Below are 22,186 nucleotides of genomic sequence, written 5' to 3'. Positions count from 1 at the left end.
TGGTGTTCACTAAAAAACTCGTCGGTTACTCGAGCTCAGCCATCAGCTTGACCAGGTGTTCAACCGCTTTTTGTTCGTCTTCGCCTTCCGCAGCGATAGTAACCACAGTTCCTTGTGTTAAGCCGAGTGTTTGTAATTTGAACAGGCTCTTGGCGCTAGCGCTCTTGCCGTTGGACGTCACGGTGATGTCTGATGTGAAGCCTTTAGCTTCTTTGACGAACTGAGCAGCGGGACGAGTGTGCAGGCCATTCGGTGCGGTGATAGTCACTTCTTGCTGGAACATGCTTTTTTCCCCAACTTATGGATTAGATTAATGTTGTGGAACTAAAGTTTAGCTGATTCACTGAACTTTAGCCTGTTTGGTTAGCTCCTGATTTATGTTACAGGGGCAGGCCACGATGCGACAAGAAAACCGTCAAACGTATTTCCTGAATAAAATACCATCAAACACCGCAGATTCCGCCACCCATTATCTTAACCTCAGTCGCAAAACGGCGATGTGGGCTATCGTGCGCAGGAAACAAACCGTCGTACGCAGGACAAAACAATGTGATGGGGCGTGGTCTTTGTCGGATATTAATTTCACGCATCAAAATAATTGTTCGGTTAAATACTAAACCTGATGCAGAAAAGCAATCTGTATGTGGTGGAAAGTTTGAAGTGTGCCACAAAAAAGCACCTAAATAGGTGCTTTTTTAACACATTGGTTACTTATTGTCCGAGGATGACCTAGTGGACTATTGTTGCAGTTCCTGCTCGGTGAACAGGTCGGCAAAGAGTGCGGTGCTGAGGTAACGTTCGCCGGAAGAAGGCAAAATTACGACGATAGTTTTACCGTCGAACTCTTTCTCTTTGAGCAAATTCAGCGCTGCGGCAACGGCTGCACCGGAAGAAATACCAGCCAGAATGCCTTCTTCTTCCATCAAACGGCGTGCGGTGCTGATCGCTTCTTCATTCGTTACTTTTTCTACGCGGTCAATCAGTTCCAGATCCAGGTTACCGGGAATGAAACCTGCGCCGATGCCCTGAATCTTGTGTGGGCCTGGTTTTAATTCTTGGCCTGCTAGCGCTTGGGTGATTACTGGTGAATCAGTAGGTTCAACCGCCACGCTGATGATGGCTTTGCCTTTGGTGTTCTTGATATAGCGGCTCACGCCAGTCAGCGTACCGCCTGTACCGACACCAGAGATAAAGACATCAACCTGACCGTCGGTATCTTCCCAGATTTCAGGGCCAGTGGTTTTTTCGTGGATCTCTGGGTTAGCTGGGTTGCTGAACTGCTGCAACAGCAGATAACGGCTCGGATCGCTAGCGACAATCTCTTCTGCTTTGGCGATAGCTCCTTTCATGCCTTTTGCGCCTTCGGTCAGCACCAGGTTAGCACCCAACGCTTTCAGCAGCTTACGACGCTCGATACTCATGGTTTCAGGCATGGTGAGCGTGAGTTTGTAACCGCGAGCCGCCGCGACGTAGGCCAGGGCAATCCCTGTGTTTCCGCTGGTAGGTTCAACCAGTTCGATACCCGGTTTGAGAACGCCGCGCTTTTCTGCATCCCAAATCAGGTTGGAACCGATACGGCATTTTACGCTGAAGCTGGGGTTGCGGGATTCTACTTTAGCCAGAATGCGTCCGTTGCCGATACGGTTCAGGCGAACCAGCGGCGTATGGCCGATTGTGAAAGAATTGTCTTCGTAGATCTTGCTCATAGCCTGTCCTTATAACTGTATGAAATTTTTGCGAACGTAGAGAGAATACCCGTTCACACTTTTCAGTGAAGTAAAGAATTGCTATATCGTTATGTTCTTAAGAAATATCTTTTCATTACAATAGAAAGCACTGGCCGCTGTGAGCCAGTGCACATTGTTTCTTATGGCGCTTTTTTCGGCAGCGTTGCGGATAGATTCCGATAACGATCCACCCACAGCTGCGTTGCGCCACAGACTGCGACGGGCATGATGACCAGATTCAAAAAAGGTACCAGCGTAAACAGGCTGACCAATGCGCCAAACTGCATATTGGCGACCTTGTGGCGGCGTAATGCCTGCCGCATCGTGGCAAAGCCCACTTTGTGGTTATCAAAAGGATAATCGCAGTACTGAATTGCCAACATCCACGCGCTGAATAGGAACCACAGAACCGGAGCAACAGTTTGCCCGATGCCGGGAATGAAATAGAGAAGCAATAGCACAATGGCGCGCGGCAGGTAGTACGCCAGCTTTTGGACCTCACGCTTCATGATGCGAGGGACGTCTTTGGCGATACCCAATATGCCGCTGTCTGGCAGCGTTTGGCCGGTTAATTTTGCTTCTAACTGCTCCGCCAGCAAGCCGTTAAACGGTGCGGCAATAAAATTGGCGATAGTACTGAATAGGTAGCTGAATACTAGCAAGATGGAGAGTACGGCGAGTGGCCAAATGAGGTAGCTGAGCCATTGAAGCCAGCTTGGAATATGACTCATGATCTGAGGAATCCAGGCATTCAGCTGAGTGAAAAGCCACCAAAAAGCGCCGCCCATCAGCACGATGTTCATGAGCAAAGGAAGAATAACGAAACGCCGGATGCCCGGCAGTGAGATCAAGCGCCATCCGGCAAGAAAATAGTGTACGCCGCTGCGAGTTTGGTCTGGCGTGTTGTTGTAAGACGGTTTTTCGGAAGACGATGGTTTTTCTGGAAACATGGTGCCGATATACTCAGTCATTTGTTTGTTAAGGCATCATATCGGGATGATCTTATGCTGGCTAGCCTGCATTTGGATGAAAAAACAGCAAAAAAGTGCGTTATGCCTATCTTTATTGTCATAAAGTACCGTGCAGGCTTGCACTTGTGTACTCAGGCAAATAGAGTTAGTAGTATAAGTATTTGTCATGTTGGCAATGTATTGTCGGAAAAATTGGGATAGCAATGATGCAGGACTTGCGTCTGATATTAATCGTTGTTGGCGCTATCGCTATAATAGCGCTTTTACTTCACGGCTTGTGGACCAGCCGTAAAGAGCGTTCGTCCCTTTTTCGTGACCGCCCGGTTAAACGTGCAAAGAAAGCGCGCGATGAAACGCCGCTTGACGATCTGGATGAAGGCGTTGGCGAAGTTCGCGTGAAAGGTGCTCGTCCGCAGCAGAGCGAACCTTCATTTGGCAGTGCTTCGGTTGATCATTCCTCATTTGATAACACTTCGTTTGATAACTACAACGCGCGCGAAGAGGCTCGTTCAGAGGCGAAATCGCCGTTTGAACATCTGTCTCCCGTCTCTTCTTACGATCCGTTACTGGACGAAGCGACGCCAGTAGATTCTCCGCGTTCTCAGGTGCGTGGCGATGCCAATCCGCTTGCTGTCGACCCTAGAGAAAACCCTATTCCTGACGCCCCGCGTGAACCGTTTGCATATGATGCTCCGCCATCTGCGCCACAACAGCCTGTCGCGCATTCGCTACATGAGAAAGTACAGCCTGCACCTCAGCAACCTGCTGAACCTGCTGCGGCAAAAGAAGCCGTTTTGGTGCTGCACGTGGTGGCACATCAAGGCGGTGTCATCGGTGGTGAACTGCTGTTACAAAGCCTGCTTCAGGCCGGTTTCCAGTTTGGTGAAATGAATATTTTCCATCGCCATGTGAACCCCGCTGGCGCAGGGCCGGTGTTGTTCAGCTTGGCGAATATGGTTAAACCTGGTTCGTTTAATGTGGACACAATGTCTGAATTCTCGACGCCCGGCGTGTCCATTTTCATGATGGTGCCGTCTTATGGTGACGCCAGCCAAAATTTTAAACTGATGCTACAGTCTGCGCAGCGTATCGCTGACGATGTTGGCGGTGTAGTGCAGGACGATGAGCGTCGTATGATGACGCCGCAAAAGGTTGAATCCTACAAAGCTCGCATTCGCGATGTGCTGAAGGCCAACACTTGATAGCATAATGTATGTGAAAGCAGTAGGTGAGAGAGAAGCCTCCGTCAGTGGAGGCTTTTTTTTATCCTTCGATCCGACCGTGATTCTTTGATCCGACATTGATGTAGAAAAGCAGGAAAAGGTGAAACGTTGTGAGTGAAGCAAAAGGATTAAAACAAGAGCTTGGCCTGATTCAAGGCGTTGGGCTGCTTTCTACTTCGCTATTGGGGACCGGGGTGTTTGCGGTTCCTGCGCTGGTCGCGCAATTGGCACAGCAAGACAGTCTGTGGGCATGGCCGATATTGATCCTGTTTGTTTTTCCTATCGCCATTGGCTTTGCTGCGCTGGGGCAACGTTTTCCTCATGCGGGCGGTGCCGCACACTTTGTTCATTTAGCCTTTGGGCCGCGCATGGCGCGTGTGACCGGCTGGCTATTCCTTTCCGTTATTCCTCTTGGCCTGCCTGCGGCTTTGCAGATTGCTGCGGGGTTCTGGCAGGCGGCATTTGGCTGGAGCGATCTGGGGCTGCTCTGCGTACAACTGTTGACGTTAGGTGGTATCTGGCTGCTTGGCCTGCGCAGTGCAGGGTCCAGCGCTAACATTCAGATCGTCATCGCGATGTTAGTTGTAGGGCTGGTTGCCGCGATCTGGTGGCAGGGTGATATTGCGCCTGCGCACATTCCTTGGCCGTCGGTGAGTGAACTGTCATGGCCTAACACCTTCGGCGCGCTGGCTGTGATGTTCTGGTGCTTCGTTGGTCTTGAAGCGTTCGCTCACATGGCGACGGAATTTCGGGTGCCGGAGCGAGATTTTCCACGGGCTTTACTCATCGGCATGCTGGTTGCTGGCGCGGTTTATTGGGGATGCACGGTAGCGGTATTGCATTTTAAGGCTTACGGGGAGGGGATTGCCGCAACGGCGTCACTGCCAGGGATCGTCGTGCAGTTGTTTGGTCAGCACGCCTTGTGGATTGCCTGCTTTGTTGGGTATCTGGCCTGTTTTGCCAGCGTGAATATCTACACGCAGGGATTCGCCCGTTTAGTCTGGTCGCAGGCACCGAAAGGCAGTGCGCTGGCGAAGCTGTCCGCAGGGCAGGCGCCGGTGAATGCGCTGTCGATTGTTGTTGCCTGTTGTCTGGTGTGCTGCCTGTTAATTTATTGGCTCAGGCTGCCGTTGGATATGCTGATTGTGTACGCGAATGGCATCTTTGTGCTGATCTATCTGCTGTGTATGCTGGCAGGGTGGCGTTTGCTGAAAGGCCGCGCCAGAGTGATGGCGGCAATAGGAGGCATGATTTGTTGTGCGCTGTTGCTGATGATCGGCTGGAAATCGCTGTACGCGTTAATTATGCTGGCCGTGTTATGGCTGTTTCTGCCGCGCAAGTCGGTTGAACTGATTTCCCACTGAGCGGGCGATCGTCGCTGTTGTGGTGATAATCGAGCAACGCCCTGAGCAGGGCGTTGTATCGCGATGATGATTAGTCGTTTTCCGGCGCGACTTCCTGCACTACGGCTGGCTTTTCTTCCGCAGACAATTTTGCTTCCAGGTCGGTCATGCGTTGTTCCAGGCGCGCAACCTTCTCGCGCGTGCGCAGCAGAACTTGCGTCTGAATATCGAACTCTTCACGGTTCACCAAATCCAGTCGGGTCAACTGTGCTTGCAAGACCTGACGAATCTTTTTCTCCACATCATCACCCAATTCCCGGATACCTTTTGGCATGGATTCATGCACTTGACGGGCGATTTGCTCAATCTTCTTTGGGTCAATCATGTCGCTTTCCTGATTAGGTTATGTAAGTAATGACTATAGCAAAAGCAAGTGTAATGCCTATAAACGAAATCCGACATCTGCTTTGCACATATTCAGCATAATTTTACTGTAATCCAGCATACGTTTTGCCCTATTTCCTGCCGTGGATCAATTGCCCTCTCGAGGTATTAGCGTTATAGTAAACCCGCTTATTCTCAGGGCGGGGTGTAATTCCCCACCGGCGGTAAACCAGTGAACATATGAACGAATAAGGTTCTGTGTACTGGAAGCCCGCGAGCGCTCACGCTATGTTTTTCGATATTGATTGGTTTTCCGATTTTATTATCGATTTCACAACGTGAGGTCAGCAGACCCGGTGTAATTCCGGGGCCGACGGTTAAAGTCCGGATGGGAGAGAGTAACGGTATCTGTCGAGCTTTATGCTCGCTCGCGTTATTTTTGTTAGCCATTGCTATGCAACCAGTAGTAGTGGTTACTCCTCAAGCTCGCCCTGATTCTGGTAACCCATAATAACATTGAGGTTTTTTACCATGAATCAGACATTACTTTCTGAATTTGGCAATCCTACTGAACGCGTAGAACGCGCACTTGATGCATTGCGTCATGGCCGCGGCGTGTTGGTACTGGATGATGAAGATCGTGAAAACGAAGGTGACATGATCTTTTCCGCTGAAAATATGACCGTTGAACAAATGGCGCTGACGATTCGTCACGGCAGTGGCATTGTGTGCCTGTGCCTGACGGAAGAGCGTCGGCAGCAGCTGGAATTGCCGATGATGGTGGAGAAGAACTCCAGCCATTACCAAACGGCGTTCACTGTGACGATCGAAGCCGCTGAAGGCGTGACGACAGGTGTTTCCGCTGCGGATCGTTTGACCACCATTCGTGCTGCGATTGCGGATAACGCTAGACCGAGCGATCTGAATCGCCCTGGTCATGTATTCCCGTTGCGTGCTCAGCCGGGTGGTGTACTAACGCGCGGTGGTCACACCGAAGCGACGGTAGATCTGATGACGCTGGCGGGCTTGAAGCAGTCTGGCGTCCTGTGTGAGCTAACGAACGATGACGGCTCAATGGCGCACGCGCCGGAAGTGATCACGTTTGCCAAGCAGCACGATATGCCGGTGCTGACGATTGAAGATCTCGTTGCTTACCGCATAGCGGCAGAGCGCAAAGCGAGCTGATTCACGCAGATAGAGAACCAAAAGGGCCGATTAATCGGCCCTTTTCTATTTTATGGTTCAGGTTGTTAACGACCTATTTCTTAATGAATTAGGCTTTTTAACGGCTGATGCGATTAGATTTTTCTTGCCAACAGCGTAGCGAAACGCAGCTTGATGCGATTACCCTGCGCATCTGTCTTGTGTAGTTCGCCCATGTCCTCGTTGTATTTAAGGATTTCCCAATCGGTGTAATAGTTCTTCAACTCGTCTTCTTTAAAGGTAAACGAGAAGGGCATCGGGCACGGACAGTCTTCCGTCGACATTGCTGCGATAATCAGGTTATAGCCACCGTCAACGGTGCTGTTTTGCATATTGCTGATGATGTGCGGAATACGGTCGCGTTCCAGGAACATCAATACGACGGTCGACAGGATGAAGTCGTACTGCTCTTTGATTTCAGCCTGATTGATGTTGTAAACGCCCGCTCGAATGTTTTCCAGCGCTTCGCTCTGGATGATGTTATTCAGCGAATCAATGCTTTGCTCGTGTTTATCACAGGCGGTCACGTCAAACCCGCGCAGGTTCAGATACAGCGAGTTACGTCCGCCACCGCAGCCTAAATCCAGCGTTTTACCCGGTTTGATGTGCTGTACTGCGTTGATCACTTCGGAATGGGTTCGCGTCAGGCCGTATTTTTTATGGTAGAAATCTTCCGCCGAACAGAAAAAGCTAAGCTGACATTCCAGATCGTCAGAGAACGAGACGATGCGGTGCCACGCCTGTGGCTCCACAAACGGCGGCTGATTCTGCTCAGAGAAGTGGAACGTCTCCAGCGTATCGCCATCTTCGGTCAGCATGGAAAAGGTCATTTCCCCTTTCAATACGGTCAGTTTTGCCCAAGTGCCTTCCTGCGTGTTGTGCTTTTCCTGAAACGCGGCAGGCAGCGTCTGGCTGTTCCACTGCGGCATCTTCTTATAACAAATGAGATCTTGCATCGTTACCTCGGTCCGTAAATTCAACAATCTATAGCCGTATTCTATTAATCCGCACGCAGGCTGACCAGAAATATGTATTTTAAATGCATTATTTATTTTTTGCCGTCTCAGACGGTGGCAGAAAGCTGTCGAAGTAGCGGAAATGCCTCTTTCATCCGCTCACCGCCGACCACAAAGGCACGCAGCCTTTGCTGACTATCCAGCGCTTTGGCCACCATACCCTGTTCGTTCCATTCCTGTTGCCAGTGCAAATCGCTGCTGGTGGTATCGCCTGCCATCTGTAAGGGAAACTGCGGCGTCTTGATTTTAACCAGCATCGGCGGCAGGGTTAACGCCTCATTGGCACCCAGCAGGTTTTTCGCCAGCGTAATCGCGCTGAGTTGAATGGGTTGCAGGAACGGTAAAAGTTTACCGCCAATTTCCGCGCAGTCGCCTAACGCATAAATCTGCGGATCGATGGTCTGTAACTGCGCATTAGTCTGGATGCCTTTCTGCACCGCCAAACCTGCCGCTGTTGCCAGCTGCGTGTTGGCCTGCAAACCGACGGCGGAGATGATTTCGTCCACCTCCACCGTGCGCCCATCGGTAAACATAGCCTGCACGCCTGTTTCGGTTTTCTCCAGTTGCTGCACAGTCGTGTTCAGCAACAGCGAAATGCCTTGCTGCGTCAGCGTGAATTGTAGACGTGCGCTGACTTCGGGTGGCATCAACGCAGGCAGAATGCTGCTGGCGCAATCAACCAGTGTGACGTGTTTTCCGGCGCGGCTCAGATCCATTGCCAGTTCAGTGCCGATGAGTCCGGCACCGAGCACCAGCACGCGTTCGGCCTGCCAGAGTCGGGCTTCGTGAGTGCGGTATTCTTGCTGACTGTTGAGCGTCAGCATATGTTCGCGCCCTGGAATCGGTGGCACGATTGCGCTAGCCCCGGTCGCGAACACCAGCTTGTGGTAATCGTAACGCTTCGTGCCACAGACAACCTGTTGCGCGTTGCGGTCAATGGCGGTAACGCGGGTGTTTGCCAGTAGCGCAATGCGGTTTTCTTCAGCAAACGCGGTTGCCTGCATCTTGGTTAGATCGTCGGCGTGTTGTTGCAGGCTCATCACATGGCTTAAATCCGGCTTGTTGTACTCATCGCCGCTGTCGGCGGTGATCAAGCGGATAGAGCAGTGGGCATCTAGCTTACGTAGCTGCCGGATAAGCTGGCGGGCAGCAAAGCCTGCGCCAATAATCACGATATCTTTCATCACCCTCTCCTTAGCGAATCGGATTGAAAACGTCTTTACCCAGCCCACATTCCGGACAGAGGAAGATGTCTGGCACGTCCGACCACATGGTGCCTGGTGTGACATCCTGCATCGGTTCGCCAAGTGCCGGATCGTAGATCCACTGGCAGACGCTGCACTGCATACAGCCGCTTTCTGACTGTACCATCGGCTGTGCGGTTGTCTGTGGTGCCGCGACTTCATTGCATCCACAGGCGCTTTCGGCAGGGGCGTTCACACTTTGTGGTGCGGTTGCGGCTTGCGGTACGGCAGCCTGTTTTGTGGGGGAAATGACGCGACGGGCAGGCGTATCATCCAGTGGATGCAGCGCCCACTGGCGAGCAATTTCGCGGCCGTGCTCGCGGCAAATTTCCAGCGCCGAACCGTCAGGACGCCACTTGGTTTTCAGCGCCAGCGTGGTTTCAAAACCGGCGTCCATTAGGCGGGTTTGAACGCGGTCTACCGCACCACCGTTCCAGCCATAGCTACCAAATGCCGAGGCTTTCTTGTTTTGGAAGCGCAGGCCAGTGATCTCTTCCAGCATGGCGGCGACTTTCGGCATCATTACGTTATTCATGGTGGATGAACCGACTAACACGCCTTTCGAGCGGAAGACCTGCGTCAGGATTTCGTTCTTGTCGTGGCGGGCGACGTTATAGATTTTCACCGCGACACCGGGATCGACATCGTTGATGCCTTGCGCAATCGCGTCGGCCATCATGCGGGTGTTATTGGACATGGTGTCGTAAAACAGTGTGATGCGATCTTCCTGATAGCTGTCCGCCCACTTCAGATACAGATGGATGATCTGGGCTGGATCGTCGCGCCACACTACACCGTGGGAGGTAGCGACCATCGACAGCGGCAGGTTAAAGCCGAGCACTTCGTGGATCTTGGCAGTTACCAGACGGCTGAATGGCGTCAGAATATTGGCAAAATAGCGCTGACACTGCTCGAACAGCTCAGTTTGATCCACTTCGTCATTAAACAGATGCTCATCACAGTAGTGCTGACCGAACGCATCGTTACTGAACAGCACGGCATCCTCGGTCATGTAGGTCATCATACTGTCCGGCCAATGCAGCATCGGGGTTTCGATAAAGATCAACTGCTTGCCGTTGCCGATATCCAGCGAGTCGCCAGTTTTGACCGTGTGGAAATTCCACTCAGGATGATGGTGATGGCCGGTAATGGAATCGATCGCATTATAGGTGCAGTAAATCGGCGTGTTGGGAATACGCGCCATCAGCTCGCTCAGCGCGCCAGCGTGATCCTCTTCGGCATGGTTGATCACGATGTAGTCAATCGTGTTCAGATCCACTTCCGCCATCAGGTTCTGCACAAACTCACGGCTGAATTTGTGATCGACGGTATCGATCAGTACGGTTTTCTCTTCGCGGATCAGATAGCTGTTGTAGCTACTGCCTTGCAGCGTTTTGTATTCCGTGCCGTGAAAATCACGGACTTCCCAGTCGCGTTGTCCAACCCAGTGGATGTTGTTCTTTACGTGAATCGTCATATTCTGAAACCTCAATAAGCATATGCGAGAAAATATGCTGTAAGGATTGCAGGAAGTATGCCAGTTTTTAATGTATTGATTCATAAGGTTTTGATAAATGTTAATTGTCAAAGTGACACACTTTATCTATTGTCTTAATGACACAGGTATTGTCATTAGGACACACCATGACGCTTTCTATTAACGCCCTTGCCCGTATCGCTATCGAGCTGCAAATGGGACTATCGAATCAGGATCGTTTTCAGCGCTTGATCAACAGCCTGCGCCAACTGCTGCGCTGTGATGCGTCGGCGTTGCTGCGTTACGAAAATCAGCTATTCCGCCCGCTGGCGATAGATGGCCTGGCACCGGACGTGCTGGGGCGACGTTTTCGCCTGTCCGACCACCCCCGTCTGGAGGCAATTGCCCGTGCTGGGGATGTCGTGCGTTTTCCGGCGGACAGTCAGCTTCCCGATCCGTATGACGGCCTGATCCCCAGTCAGGAGGATCTTAAGGTGCACGCCTGCGTTGGCCTGCCGCTGTTTGCCAATCAAAACCTGATCGGAGCGCTGACCGTAGACGGCATGGATCCGTGCCAGTTCGACCATTTTAGCGATGAGGAACTGCGGCTGGTGGGGGCGATGGCGGCGGCGGCGCTGAGTAATGCGCTGCTGATGGAACGTCTTGAGCGGCAACTGCCCGCGCCGGTGCGTGCCGAAAGTCCGGCAGCGGAAAACGTGGAAGAAATGGTTGGATTATCAGAACCGATGCAGCGGTTGAAGAAAGAGGTCGATATCGTCGCGGGTTCCGATCTGAACGTGCTGATCATGGGGGAGACTGGCGTTGGGAAAGAACTGGTAGCGCGTGCGATTCATCATGGTTCCAGTCGTGCAAATTATCCTCTGGTGTATCTGAACTGCGCCGCGCTGCCGGAATCGGTAGCAGAGAGCGAATTATTTGGTCATGTGAAAGGGGCGTTTACTGGGGCGATTCATCATCGAACCGGCAAGTTTGAAATGGCGGACAACGGTACGCTGTTTCTGGATGAGATCGGCGAGCTGTCGCTGACGCTACAGGCGAAGCTGCTGCGCGTGTTGCAGTATGGCGACCTACAGCGCGTGGGGGATGACAGTAGCCTGAAAGTAAACGTGCGCGTGCTGGCTGCGACCAACCGCGACCTACGGCAGGCGGTGCTGGATGGCGCGTTTCGTGCTGATTTATTCCACCGCTTGAGCGTGTTCCCACTGTCTGTACCGCCGCTGCGTGAGCGCAGTCAGGATGTGGCGCTGTTGGCCGGTTTCTTCTGTGAACGCAGTCGTGCACAGCTTGGGCTGGCACGTCTGGCGTTAACCGCGGAAGCGGGCGCATTGCTGGAACAGTACGACTGGCCGGGGAACGTACGCGAGCTGGAGCACGCCATTTACCGCGCCACTGTGCTGGCGCGTGCCGGACAAGAATCGGGCGAAGTACTTTTAGGCCCTGAGCATTTCAATCTCGAACTTCCCTCTCAACCTGTTCATTCCAGATCAGGATCGTCGAATGCTATTGAAACCGCGCCTGCCTATTTCATCAGCGGCGGCCTTCGAGAGGCAACGGATGACTACCAGCGTCGGATTATCCAACAAACGCTGGCGCGTCATGAGGGAAACTGGTCATCCTGTGCGAGAGAATTAGAAATGGACAGCGGCAACCTACACCGTCTGGCGAAGCGACTGGGTATCAAATAAAAAACGCCCCGATAGTCGGAGCGTTAGCGGCTAACCTCTAATCACGCAAAAGCTTCTTTAACCGCATTTCACGCACTTGGCGCTCTGAATCACCTGGAAGAAATCGTTGCCTTTATCATCAACCAGAATAAAGGCCGGGAAATCTTCGACTTCGATTTTCCAGATAGCTTCCATACCCAGTTCAGGGTACTCGACGCAGGTCAGGCTCTTGATGCTGTTCTGCGCCAGAATCGCTGCCGGGCCACCGATGCTGCCGAGGTAGAAGCCCCCGTGTTTATGACATGCGTCGGTCACCTGCTGGCTGCGGTTGCCTTTTGCTAGCATGATCATGCTGCCGCCGTTGGCTTGCAGCAAATCGACGTAGGAATCCATGCGGCCAGCGGTGGTTGGGCCTAATGAACCTGACGGGTAGCCTTCCGGTGTTTTTGCTGGGCCTGCGTAGTAGATCGGGTGATCTTTGATGTACTGCGGCAGGCCTTCACCGTTATCCAGACGCTCTTTCAGCTTGGCGTGAGCAATATCACGACCCACGATGATGGTGCCCGTTAGGGAAAGACGGGTGGATACCGGATACTGCGACAGCGTCTTCAGGATCTCTGTCATTGGGCGGTTCAGATCGATTTTAACCGCATCTCCTTCGCCCGTTTCACGCAGGTGCTCAGGGATATATTTACCCGGATTCTGCTCTAGCTGCTCCAGCCAGACGCCCTTGCGGTTGATCTTGCCTTTGATGTTGCGGTCAGCGGAACAGGACACACCCATCCCGACCGGACAAGATGCACCGTGGCGCGGCAAGCGGATAATCCGCACGTCGTGCGCAAAATATTTACCACCGAACTGTGCGCCCAGACCCAGATCGCGTGCCGCTTCCAGAATTTCCTGTTCCAGTGCGACATCGCGGAATGCCTGACCGTGCTCGTTGCCTTCGGTTGGCAGTGCATCATAGTACTTGGTCGAGGCCAGCTTAACGGTTTTCAGCGTGGTTTCTGCCGAGGTGCCGCCAATCACAAACGCGATGTGGTACGGCGGACAGGCCGCGGTGCCCAGTGAACGCATTTTCTCGATCAGGAAGCTTTTCAGCTTACCCGGCGTCAGCAGCGCTTTGGTTTCCTGATACAGATAGGTTTTATTGGCTGAACCGCCGCCTTTGGTGACGAACAGGAATTTATAATCTTCGCCCTCGGTGCTGTAGAGATCAATCTGTGCAGGCAGGTTGGTGCCAGTGTTGACCTCTTGGTACATATCCAGCGCGGCGTTCTGCGAGTAGCGCAGGTTGTCTTCAATGAACGTGTTGTACACGCCCTGCGACAGTGCTTCGGCATCGTTACTGCCAGTCCAGACGTTCTGGCCTTTTTTACCGACGATAATCGCGGTACCGGTATCCTGACAGGTCGGCAGAATGCCCTTGGCGGAAATTTCTGAGTTGCGCAGGAATTGCAGGGCAACGTATTTATCGTTTTCGCTGGCTTCTGGGTCGTGGAGAATATCGGCAACTTGCTGCTGATGAGCGGGGCGGAGCATGAAAGAAGCATCGTGGAAGGCTTGCTGTGCCAGAAGGGTCAACGCTGCTGGCTCGACTTTCAGGATATCCTGGCCTTCAAATTGCGCGACAGAGACAAAATCGCTGCTCAGCAGGCGATATTCGGTGTCATCTTTACTCAGTGGAAAAGGATCTTGGTAATAGAAGGGTTTATTCGACATTTTTTTCTCACTTGCAATTGCATTAATTAGTAAATTCCGACCTTTATAGGATTCAACGTCTTATTATTAAGGTAAGGCGTATTACCGCAGCACCACAGGGATGTCTCGAATACAAAAGTAGTAATCCCTATAATAGTATGGTTTTTTGTCGGGAAGTACTACTTTGGTACATCACAATAATAATGATGATGTGCATTATTTTTTCCTGTGACAGACGAGAGAAGCCGCGCGCAGCACAGGTTTTTCGTGTGCAGGTGACACAGGAAAATGCACACGGATTAGCGTGGAAATATTCCTCTTTTAATTGCCTTAATTAAGTAAAGTAAACGGTGAAATTAAAAATAATAACCATTTAATCTTTAATGTTATCCATTGGCGATATAAAGGAACCGTTGTCGGCTTTTTATCTCTTCATGGAAAACGAGCGCATCACAAAAGCCATCGCGCTGCGACCCGTAGGATGCCCGCTGTGATTTTGCCTGCGTTATGACGGCGTATTCTCTTGTTGAGCAAGGAGATTGTCGATCATCCACAGCCCAGCAGGGCCGGGCGGATGAGGTTTAGACCAGACGACATCGACGTCAATCCACTGCGGCCAGCCTGACACAGGCAGTTCCACCAGTTTTTGTCGGTCGTATTGCGCCACCAGCCAGCGCGGCAGGATGCTCCAACCATGCCCCTGCTGTGCCATTTCCAACAGCATAAGGTAGGACGGCGCAGACCAGACGATCCCTTCCGGTTGCAGTCGGTCGCTACGTTTATAGGTATTGAGATAGAGTTGGCGGACGGTCGCCAACTGGCTACGTGTTACGGTTTCTTCAGTCGCGAGCGGGTGGGCTGCCGATACGAAGACGGCCATTTCAGTCTTAACCTGCAAACGCGCAGCGGCAATATCGGGTGGATAATCTGTCTGAGCGCGCAATAGCCCGACATGCGCGCGGTCCATTTGCAGCAGGTCGATGACATCGTCGCCTTCCGCAACCAGACATTCAAATTCAATATCGGGAAAGTTGTGTGCGAAACGCTGAATCACGGGTTCGTAATGGGTGGCTTGCCAGATGTCGGATAGCACGAACGTCAGGTGGGGCTCGATATGGTCGGCCAGACGGATCGCCAGCTCATCCAACTGCTCGCTGGCGGATAAGATAGCCTGTACGTGAGAAAGCACTTTTCTGCCTGCCAGCGTCAGTACCGGTTGGTGGCCGCTACGATCAAACAGCGTCAGCCCCAGATCGGCTTCCAGATTGGCAATGGCGGCGCTGATGGTGGACTGGCTTTTATGCAAGCGCCGGGCGGCAGCGGAAAAGGAACCTGCATCAACGGTGGTGATAAAAGCCAGCAAAGATTCTGGTGAATAACGCATAATGCACCTATCGTTTTTATCGATGGAATCTAACTGTACTCTACCATCTTATGCGATGAAAATAAGGCCGTAATACGATGCCATCCATGGTCATGGCAAAAAACTGACCAGTAACGTGCAATAAATAAAAGTGAATATGCTATGCAGAACAAGAGCAGCAAAACCTTACGTGAACGCCTGTGCCATGCCGTAGGCTTTGAGCTGATTGCGTTGATGATCTGTGCGCCAGCGGGTGCCTGGCTGCTGAATAAATCCCTTTTCGATATGGGCGCGTTGGCGATTATGTTGTCCAGCGTCGCGATGATCTGGAATATGATCTACAACTCGATATTTGATCGCTTATGGCCTGCGGATCGCGTGAAGCGTCGGCTGCCGATCCGTGTCGCGCATGCGTTGGGGTTTGAAGGCGGTTTTATCCTGATTGGTCTGCCGCTGGCGGCGTGGATGCTGAACGTTACGCTGTGGCAGGCGCTGATGGTGGAGATCGGCTTCTTCCTGTTCTTCCTGCCGTATACCGTGGTGTATAACTGGGCTTACGACACATTACGTGAGCGCATTGTGAATCGTCGCAATCATGTCCAACACGTGTCGGCGAACTCCCGCCTGCGCTAGTTCCTTCCTTTACCGGTGTGTCAGTTTGAAACTCTGATACGCCGGTAGCTCAAGCGATCGCCATAAATACCATGATGCCACCGTGCGATAAGGCTGACATTGCAGGCTCAGTGCCTGCAAATCGCGCGGTTTCGGCATATCCGGTAAATCATAGACGTAGCGCAATCCCTGACGAATGCCCAAATCGTCGAGCGGCATGATGTCGGTGCGTTCCAGCGAATAAATCAAAAACATTTCTACCGTCCAGCGCCCGATTCCCTTGAGCGAGGTGAGCTGCTGGATAAGCGTATCATCGTCCATATTTGCGGCCCGTTCGAGGCTCGGCACCAGCCCGCTGAGTGCACCCTGTGCAATGCCATGTAGCGTATCCGATTTGCGGGCAGAAAAGCCGCACTGCCGCAGTGTGTCGGTGGGGCAGGCCAGCATCTGTTCCGGGCTGGGAAAGACATCGTCATGCACTCTCAGGAGCTTTGCGACCATCGCATCCCCGGCACGCGTCGTCAGTTGCTGATAGGCAACGGCACGCATCAACGCCTCATAGGGTTCTCGGTGTGGCGCGGTCTGATGGCGACAGTCGCCGACTTGCTCGATCACGCTTGCCCAGCGTGGATTAATTGCACTGAGATGTGTTTTGGCGTGCTGCATTAAATCTGACGGCGAGTGGGATGGCATAAACGGCTTCCGTTGTGAGAACGCAAAGGGCAGGAAACGAGCATAGGTGATTGCCGTGCGGCGCGCCATCTGGGAAGGGCTATTCGTATGAAAAAGAAAACCCGAATGAAAAAGCAAGAGTTGAACGTGTGCGTAGGGGGGCTTCGGTTTAGCGTTAGCGCATGACGTGACTTTCAGTAATAGTAAGACTGTCAGCCATACTGAATGAGAATGAGGTGCACCAATGCGTAACGACACGATGCTTAATGATACGCCATTTCAGGATGCTGACTCGCGCTGGCAGGCAGTGGTTACGCGTAATAAGGCGGCTGACGGCTACTTTATCTATGCGGTGAAGACGACGGGGATTTACTGTTCTCCATCCTGTGCATCACGCCAGCCCCAGCGTGAAAATGTGGTGTTCTTCGCGATGGCTAATGAAGCTCAGGCCGCGGGTTTCCGCCCGTGTAAACGGTGTCGTCAGGGGACGCTGTCGCGACAGGAACAGCAGACACAGCAGATTGCCCGTGCCTGCCGGATGATAGAGCAGTCGGATCGTCCGCCGACGCTGGCGATGCTGGCTCAAGCCGTAGGGATAAGCGCTTTCCATTTTCATCGCATGTTCAAAACCACAACGGGTCTGACGCCAAAACAGTATGCCAACGCCCATCGTCACCTGCAGTTACGTGAACAATTGGCCGATAATGATGAGGTGACCACGGCGATTGTCGCGGCGGGCTATGACGCCAGTGGGCGTTTTTATGCCGAAGCCGGTACGCATTTAGGAATGACACCGACGGCGTTTCAGAACAAGGGAAAGGGGATGACGATCCACTTTGCGATTGGCTGCTGCTCACTTGGCGACGTGCTGGTGGCGGAAAGCGAAAAAGGGATCTGCGCGATCCTGCTGGGAGACGATCCTGAACCTTTGCTCAATACGCTTCAGGAGATGTTTGCTAACGCGCATTTGGTCGGCGGTGATGCTGCGTTTGAACGACGGATGGCGCAGGTCGTCGGGTTTGTCGACGATCCATCCATCGGCCTGAAGCTGCCGCTCGATATTCGCGGCACAGTATTTCAGCAGCGTGTCTGGCAGGCACTGCGAGCCATTCCGGCAGGAGAAACGTTAAGCTATCGTGAGGTTGCTGATCGAATTGGCTCGCCCGCTGCCGTGCGCGCTGTTGCGGGTGCCTGTGCGGCAAACCGGCTGGCGGTCGCGATTCCTTGTCATCGCGTGGTTCGGCATGATGGCGCGCTGTCAGGCTATCGCTGGGGCGTTGAGCGTAAACGTGCCCTATTGGAGAAAGAGCAAGTGGAGAAAGAACAAGCCGCACATCATTCAGAGGACTCGCTGCCGTGAATCGTGGTTTATTTGCCGATGAAGCGCCACCGTACGGTAAGGCTGACAGAGCAAGCTAAGCGTCTGCAACTCGTACGGCTTCGGCATCTCCTAAACGTAACGCAGCCCTGAAATTATTCAATGGCATGGTGAGTTTTTCGTTTTTCTCTTTGCTCATTTATTTTTCACCGTCTTTGATTTTGCACAATACGTTGCTCCCATACAGGCAACGGTAATTGCCAGTATGCCGCTAGATTGAGCGAAGCTAAGTTTTTCTCCCAATATAAAAAAACCAGATAATGCACTGACGGCGGGCGATGCACTCATCAGAATTCCAAAGGTATTGCTAGATAAGCGGCGCAGCGCATAGATATCCAGTAAAAAAGGTAGCGCACTCGACATAATCGCAATCAAAAAACCGAGCATGAAAATATCGGGAATAAGAAGTGCAAAGCCGCTCTGATAAATACCGATTGGTACGATAAACAGTGAGGCAAAAACAGTGCCAATAGCAACGCCACGACTACCAAACTCTGCCGCTTTGCTGCCAACTCGTACATACATTCCCCAGCAAAAAGCGGCGGCTATGACGTAGGCGATCCCGCGTGGATCTAGGGAACCATTCTGGCTGCCTAACGGTAGTAGTAGAAGTCCAAGAATGGCAAAACTGATCCATACCAAATCGGATTTTTGGCGCGAAGCGAGCATTGCAACGGTGAGTGGCCCCAATACTTCAATGGAAATGGCGATGCCCACGGGAATGTATTTGAATGACATATAGATGAGGATGTTCATTGCCCCCATCATCACACCGTAGATGGCGAGAGTTTTCCATCCCTTTTTGTCCGTTCGTAATTGCCAGGGTTTAAATACTGCAGCGAGCAACAGCATGGCGATACCCACTCTTAGCGCAGACATACCAAATGGTCCCACCACGGAAAAGGCACTTTTGGCAAAAGCAGCCCCTACCTGGATAGAAATAAGCGAAACGAAAACAGCCAGTAATGGCAGGTGAACGGATTTATTCATTATGGTGTCGCTATTTCTTAGTTAAAAAAGAACACGTTGGCAAATATTTAGAAAAACGGTTTTGCCGCCATCATTGGTATCGTTAGCGCGGTAAATTTTACCAATGACAGGGTGGTGGATGTGTGCAAACATCTTCATGTAATGCATTTAAATTGACGTAAAGCGGCAAGATATTTTCTTTTTTGAAGGAAACGGCTAAGTATGAAATTAGACGCTATCGATCGTCGTATCCTTGCTACCTTGGTCAGCAACGGCAGAATGACTACAGCAGAGGTGGCAGAACGCATCGGGCTTTCGCCTACGCCTTGTGGGAGACGTATCCGGCAGATGGAAATGGCTGGGGTGATTGAGGGATATTCTGTAAAGCTAAATCCCGGTGCACTTGGTCTGGGGATTTGTGTTCTGATTTCAGTTAAATTGTCTCGCCCTAATCCTGGCGCGCATCGGGAGTTTGTTAACGCGGTGAAAGGCATGGAAGAAGTCACCGAATGTATGCTTGTGACAGGAGAAAGTGATTACATGCTGAGAGTATGGGTAAAGAGCATGGACACGCTGGCGGATTTTGTCACTACTGAGCTTCAGGGGATACCTTGTGTCGCAGAAACGTCGACTACGCTTGTGATGAAACACATTGGCGGGACACCGTTGGTTCCCTAGTGAGATAGGCTAAATACCGTGAATTTTGATTTATTTGCCGATGAAGCACCGCGTCGCTGGACAGAAACGTTAGCACCGGGTGCGCTGATCTTGCGTGGTCGCGCCTATGACGATGCGCCAGCGTTGCTGGCGGCGCTGCAAACCGTCATTGCGCGCGCACCGCTGCGTAATATGGTCACGCCGGGCGGCTTTGTTATGTCGGTGGCGATGAGTAACTGCGGGCAGCTCGGCTGGGTGACGGATGAACAGGGCTACCGTTACACTTCACACGATCCGCTAAGCGGAGAAGCGTGGCCCGCTATGCCGGAGGTCTTTTTCCGACTGGCGCAGCAGGCGGCGAACGAAGCCGGTTTTGCTGATTTTGAACCGGATGCCTGTCTGATCAACCGCTATGATGTCGGTACGCGCATGTCTCTGCATCAGGATAAAAACGAACGGGATTTTCACCAGCCCATCGTGTCTGTTTCGCTGGGGCTTAGTGCGACATTCCTGTTTGGCGGCATGGCTCGTAGCGATAAAGCACAGCGCGTTCCGCTGACGCACGGCGATGTGGTGGTCTGGGGCGGTGAATCGCGGCTCTATTTCCACGGTATTCTGCCGCTGAAAAATGGCACCTTACCGGAAGGAATGCCTGATGAATGTCGTTTTAATCTGACGTTTCGTAAAGCCGGATAAGAGAGCGCTATGCTGCTTACCGTGGATTTCGTTTGTGTTTGAGTGAATTCCTTTTAAATAGATAGCCAGCCTACATCGGCATACAGGCTGGCTTAGGGGCATAATGCTGATCGCTTAAGCCCGTTGTTAGGGGAAACACAGGGGGAGGTTCCCGCAGGGACGCCTCACCCCTGTGGTCGCCCCGTGTATCTCGATACTTAAACGAACTGCAGTAGACTTAAGGGACGAGCTTATTTCTTGCTGAACTTCATATAATCAAGGGCGCTTTCTGCCGCAATACGACCTGAGTTGAGCGCAAAGCCAAACGTGCCGCCGCCTAACAGCAGGTCATAGGTGTCGCCATACATGCCAGCGGCATCATTACCTGTCACGTACAGGCCCGGAATGACCTCACCGGATTTATCTATCGCCTGCATTTTCTCGTCGATTTTCACGCCACCCAAGGTGCCCAGCGCGGCGGGTTGCATTCTCACCGCATAGAACGGGCCGGTTTTTATTGGACGCAGGTAATCCATGTTTTTGTTGAACACGTCATCCCGTTTTTGTGTCGCAAACTTGTTATTTTCTTCCAGTGTATTTTTCAGCACGCTGGCATCAACGCCCATCTCTTTCGCCAGTCCGTCAACGGTGGCGGATTTGAAGACGAAGCCGCGATTTTTCTGACTTTCCTTCGTAAATTCGCTATCGAATTTAGTCAGCTTGGTATTGGCGATAACCCATTCGCCAATCGGTACATCAATACCATCTTCGACGTAATGCTTACGGGATGCCTCGTCAAAAATGGAGTACATAATGCCGCCTGCTTTTGACAACGCGTTACCGGAGTGTGGCCAGATGATGACGTTGGATTCATCGGTAAAGCGGCGACCATGCTGATCAATCCACAGATAGGGCTGACGCGCAGCGGCTAACAGGTGAGAGTTAGGCGCGTAGTCTGGCAGGCCGGGACGATAGGCTTGCAGCAGACCCAGACCGTCCGGTTTAGCACCGGCTTTCCAGGCCATATTAATCCCGTCACCGTCTTTACCGACGTTGCCAACCATAATGGTATCGGGGAAGGCGGCGTATTTTTGCAGCATCTCTTTATTGTTGGCGTAGCCGCCAGTGGCGATGATGACGGCCTTGGCGTCTATCTGGAAAGTGTTGCCATCGCTATCTTGTGCAATGACGCCCGTGACTTTACCGTCTTTCACGACCAGATCTTTACCCGCCGTTTTCACCAGCGTGGTGACATCCATACTTTTAAACTGCTCATGGAATGTCTTAATCAGGTGGCGTCCGTGGCCGGGGCCGTCGATCACATGCCAGGTCAACATACCGCCGGGGCCGCCGGGGCCGATGTATTCAAACTTGATGCCTTTCGATTTCACCCACTCAATCGTGTCCGCCGAGCGGTTGACAAAGGCGCGAACCACGAAGGGATTTGCCATCCAGTGGCTGTAATCCATGATGGTTTTAAACGCCATATCAGGCGTCACTATAATCCCCTGACGTTTCTGCATGCTGCTGTTGGCGGCGAAGATGCCTTCGGCAAAGTTACCTGTGCCACCGACAATCGGCTGTTTTTCCAGTAAGACGATTTTCGCCCCTTTTTCTGCGGAGGCCATGGTTGCCGAGGTGCCAGCCGCGCCTGCACCGATAATAACGATGTCGGCACTTTTCGGAATTTCCGGCTTTGCCGCATCCGCCGCCTGTGCGGTAGACCAGCTCATCATCGAGAGGCAGAGCGTCGCGAGTACACTTTTTCTGAAGCGTTTCATGATGTTTTCCTTGATGTTATTAATATTCTTACAACACGGTGTGTTATCGCCGCGTTCCCGCTGCCGTGTTTCGCGCATGGAGAGCGTTGCACGTGGAGAACCGAC

Annotated in this window: 20 protein-coding genes and 1 riboswitch; of the genes, 8 read left to right on the top strand and 12 right to left on the bottom strand. The window is 52.2% G+C overall.

All coding sequences use genetic code 11. The annotated features are described in order from the left end of the window. Positions 1-25 precede the first annotated feature (25 nt). From ptsH to cysZ, 3 genes are all read right to left on the bottom strand, one after another. Positions 26-283 (bottom strand): phosphocarrier protein Hpr, encoded by a 258-nt coding sequence (gene ptsH, locus DUT67_RS17875; RefSeq protein WP_002441228.1) that lies wholly within the window; start codon positions 281-283, stop codon positions 26-28. Between the two features lie 454 nt (positions 284-737). After that, positions 738-1,706 carry a cysteine synthase A gene (gene cysK, locus DUT67_RS17870; RefSeq protein WP_048258893.1) on the bottom strand — a complete coding sequence of 323 codons (969 nt, stop codon included), beginning with the start codon at positions 1,704-1,706 and terminating at the stop codon, positions 738-740. Between the two features lie 161 nt (positions 1,707-1,867). Then, entirely contained in the window at positions 1,868-2,698 is an 831-nt protein-coding gene (cysZ, locus tag DUT67_RS17865; RefSeq protein ID WP_048258894.1) for a sulfate transporter CysZ, read from the bottom strand. Positions 2,699-2,901: 203 nt separating this feature from the next. Between cysZ and zipA the strand changes: the two genes are divergently transcribed. After that, positions 2,902-3,900, top strand: a complete 999-nt coding sequence (gene zipA, locus DUT67_RS17860; RefSeq protein ID WP_189339537.1) for a cell division protein ZipA — start codon at positions 2,902-2,904, stop codon at positions 3,898-3,900. Positions 3,901-4,031: 131 nt separating this feature from the next. Continuing rightward, a complete protein-coding gene (yjeH, locus tag DUT67_RS17855; RefSeq protein WP_048258895.1) occupies positions 4,032-5,285 on the top strand; it encodes an L-methionine/branched-chain amino acid transporter in 1,254 nt (417 codons plus the stop codon). Between the two features lie 70 nt (positions 5,286-5,355). On the opposite strand, the gene DUT67_RS17850 is transcribed toward yjeH, so the two are convergent. Beyond that, positions 5,356-5,649 (bottom strand): accessory factor UbiK family protein, encoded by a 294-nt coding sequence (locus tag DUT67_RS17850; protein WP_048258896.1) that lies wholly within the window; start codon positions 5,647-5,649, stop codon positions 5,356-5,358. A 186-nt stretch (positions 5,650-5,835) separates the two neighbouring features. Further along, positions 5,836-6,052, top strand: a riboswitch (FMN riboswitch). 127 nt (positions 6,053-6,179) lie between these two features. Here DUT67_RS17850 and ribB point away from each other — a divergent pair. Then, complete coding sequence (gene ribB, locus DUT67_RS17845) at positions 6,180-6,833, top strand: 3,4-dihydroxy-2-butanone-4-phosphate synthase (protein WP_048258897.1); 654 nt, start codon at positions 6,180-6,182, stop codon at positions 6,831-6,833. 113 nt (positions 6,834-6,946) lie between these two features. Here ribB and tehB read toward each other — a convergent pair whose 3' ends face one another. The 3 genes from tehB to norV all read right to left on the bottom strand — a co-directional run bounded on the left by tehB (position 6,947) and on the right by norV (position 10,588). Then, on the bottom strand, positions 6,947-7,807 hold the full coding sequence (gene tehB, locus DUT67_RS17840) for an SAM-dependent methyltransferase TehB (protein WP_113632727.1): 861 nt from the start codon (positions 7,805-7,807) through the stop codon (positions 6,947-6,949). 107 nt (positions 7,808-7,914) lie between these two features. After that, positions 7,915-9,054: an NADH:flavorubredoxin reductase NorW gene (gene norW, locus DUT67_RS17835; protein ID WP_223250531.1), complete on the bottom strand. Its 1,140-nt coding sequence runs from the start codon at positions 9,052-9,054 to the stop codon at positions 7,915-7,917. Positions 9,055-9,061: 7 nt separating this feature from the next. Next, complete coding sequence (gene norV, locus DUT67_RS17830) at positions 9,062-10,588, bottom strand: anaerobic nitric oxide reductase flavorubredoxin (protein WP_113627243.1); 1,527 nt, start codon at positions 10,586-10,588, stop codon at positions 9,062-9,064. A gap of 167 nt (positions 10,589-10,755) precedes the next feature. On the opposite strand from norV, the gene norR reads away from it, so the two are divergent. After that, complete coding sequence (gene norR / locus DUT67_RS17825; RefSeq protein ID WP_113632728.1) at positions 10,756-12,294, top strand: nitric oxide reductase transcriptional regulator NorR; 1,539 nt, start codon at positions 10,756-10,758, stop codon at positions 12,292-12,294. 57 nt (positions 12,295-12,351) lie between these two features. Here the strand turns inward: norR and fumA are convergent, their stop codons facing one another. After that, entirely contained in the window at positions 12,352-13,995 is a 1,644-nt protein-coding gene (fumA, locus tag DUT67_RS17820; RefSeq protein WP_113627245.1) for a class I fumarate hydratase FumA, read from the bottom strand. A 484-nt stretch (positions 13,996-14,479) separates the two neighbouring features. Beyond that, a complete protein-coding gene (locus tag DUT67_RS17815) occupies positions 14,480-15,358 on the bottom strand; it encodes a LysR family transcriptional regulator (RefSeq protein WP_113627246.1) in 879 nt (292 codons plus the stop codon). Positions 15,359-15,499: 141 nt separating this feature from the next. Between DUT67_RS17815 and DUT67_RS17810 the strand changes: the two genes are divergently transcribed. After that, complete coding sequence (locus tag DUT67_RS17810) at positions 15,500-15,970, top strand: multidrug/biocide efflux PACE transporter (protein ID WP_048258905.1); 471 nt, start codon at positions 15,500-15,502, stop codon at positions 15,968-15,970. 9 nt (positions 15,971-15,979) lie between these two features. On the opposite strand, the gene DUT67_RS17805 is transcribed toward DUT67_RS17810, so the two are convergent. Further along, entirely contained in the window at positions 15,980-16,642 is a 663-nt protein-coding gene (locus DUT67_RS17805; RefSeq protein WP_113627247.1) for a DNA-3-methyladenine glycosylase, read from the bottom strand. A 223-nt stretch (positions 16,643-16,865) separates the two neighbouring features. On the opposite strand from DUT67_RS17805, the gene ada reads away from it, so the two are divergent. Continuing rightward, entirely contained in the window at positions 16,866-17,981 is a 1,116-nt protein-coding gene (gene ada / locus DUT67_RS17800; RefSeq protein ID WP_113627248.1) for a bifunctional DNA-binding transcriptional regulator/O6-methylguanine-DNA methyltransferase Ada, read from the top strand. Between the two features lie 153 nt (positions 17,982-18,134). Here ada and DUT67_RS17795 read toward each other — a convergent pair whose 3' ends face one another. Next, a complete protein-coding gene (locus DUT67_RS17795) occupies positions 18,135-18,989 on the bottom strand; it encodes a DMT family transporter (protein ID WP_048258907.1) in 855 nt (284 codons plus the stop codon). 201 nt (positions 18,990-19,190) lie between these two features. Between DUT67_RS17795 and DUT67_RS17790 the strand changes: the two genes are divergently transcribed. Both DUT67_RS17790 and alkB read left to right on the top strand, forming a co-directional pair. Further along, positions 19,191-19,646: an Lrp/AsnC family transcriptional regulator gene (locus tag DUT67_RS17790; RefSeq protein WP_113627249.1), complete on the top strand. Its 456-nt coding sequence runs from the start codon at positions 19,191-19,193 to the stop codon at positions 19,644-19,646. A gap of 18 nt (positions 19,647-19,664) precedes the next feature. Then, complete coding sequence (alkB, locus tag DUT67_RS17785; RefSeq protein WP_113627250.1) at positions 19,665-20,321, top strand: DNA oxidative demethylase AlkB; 657 nt, start codon at positions 19,665-19,667, stop codon at positions 20,319-20,321. Between the two features lie 230 nt (positions 20,322-20,551). On the opposite strand, the gene DUT67_RS17780 is transcribed toward alkB, so the two are convergent. Then, complete coding sequence (locus DUT67_RS17780; protein WP_048258910.1) at positions 20,552-22,081, bottom strand: FAD-dependent oxidoreductase; 1,530 nt, start codon at positions 22,079-22,081, stop codon at positions 20,552-20,554. Positions 22,082-22,186: the final 105 nt, after the last annotated feature.

Source organism: Pectobacterium peruviense (genome assembly GCF_003312355.2).
In the GTDB taxonomy this organism is placed as follows: Bacteria; Pseudomonadota; Gammaproteobacteria; order Enterobacterales; family Enterobacteriaceae; genus Pectobacterium; species Pectobacterium peruviense.
This window is presented reverse-complemented; position numbering and strand designations above follow the sequence as displayed.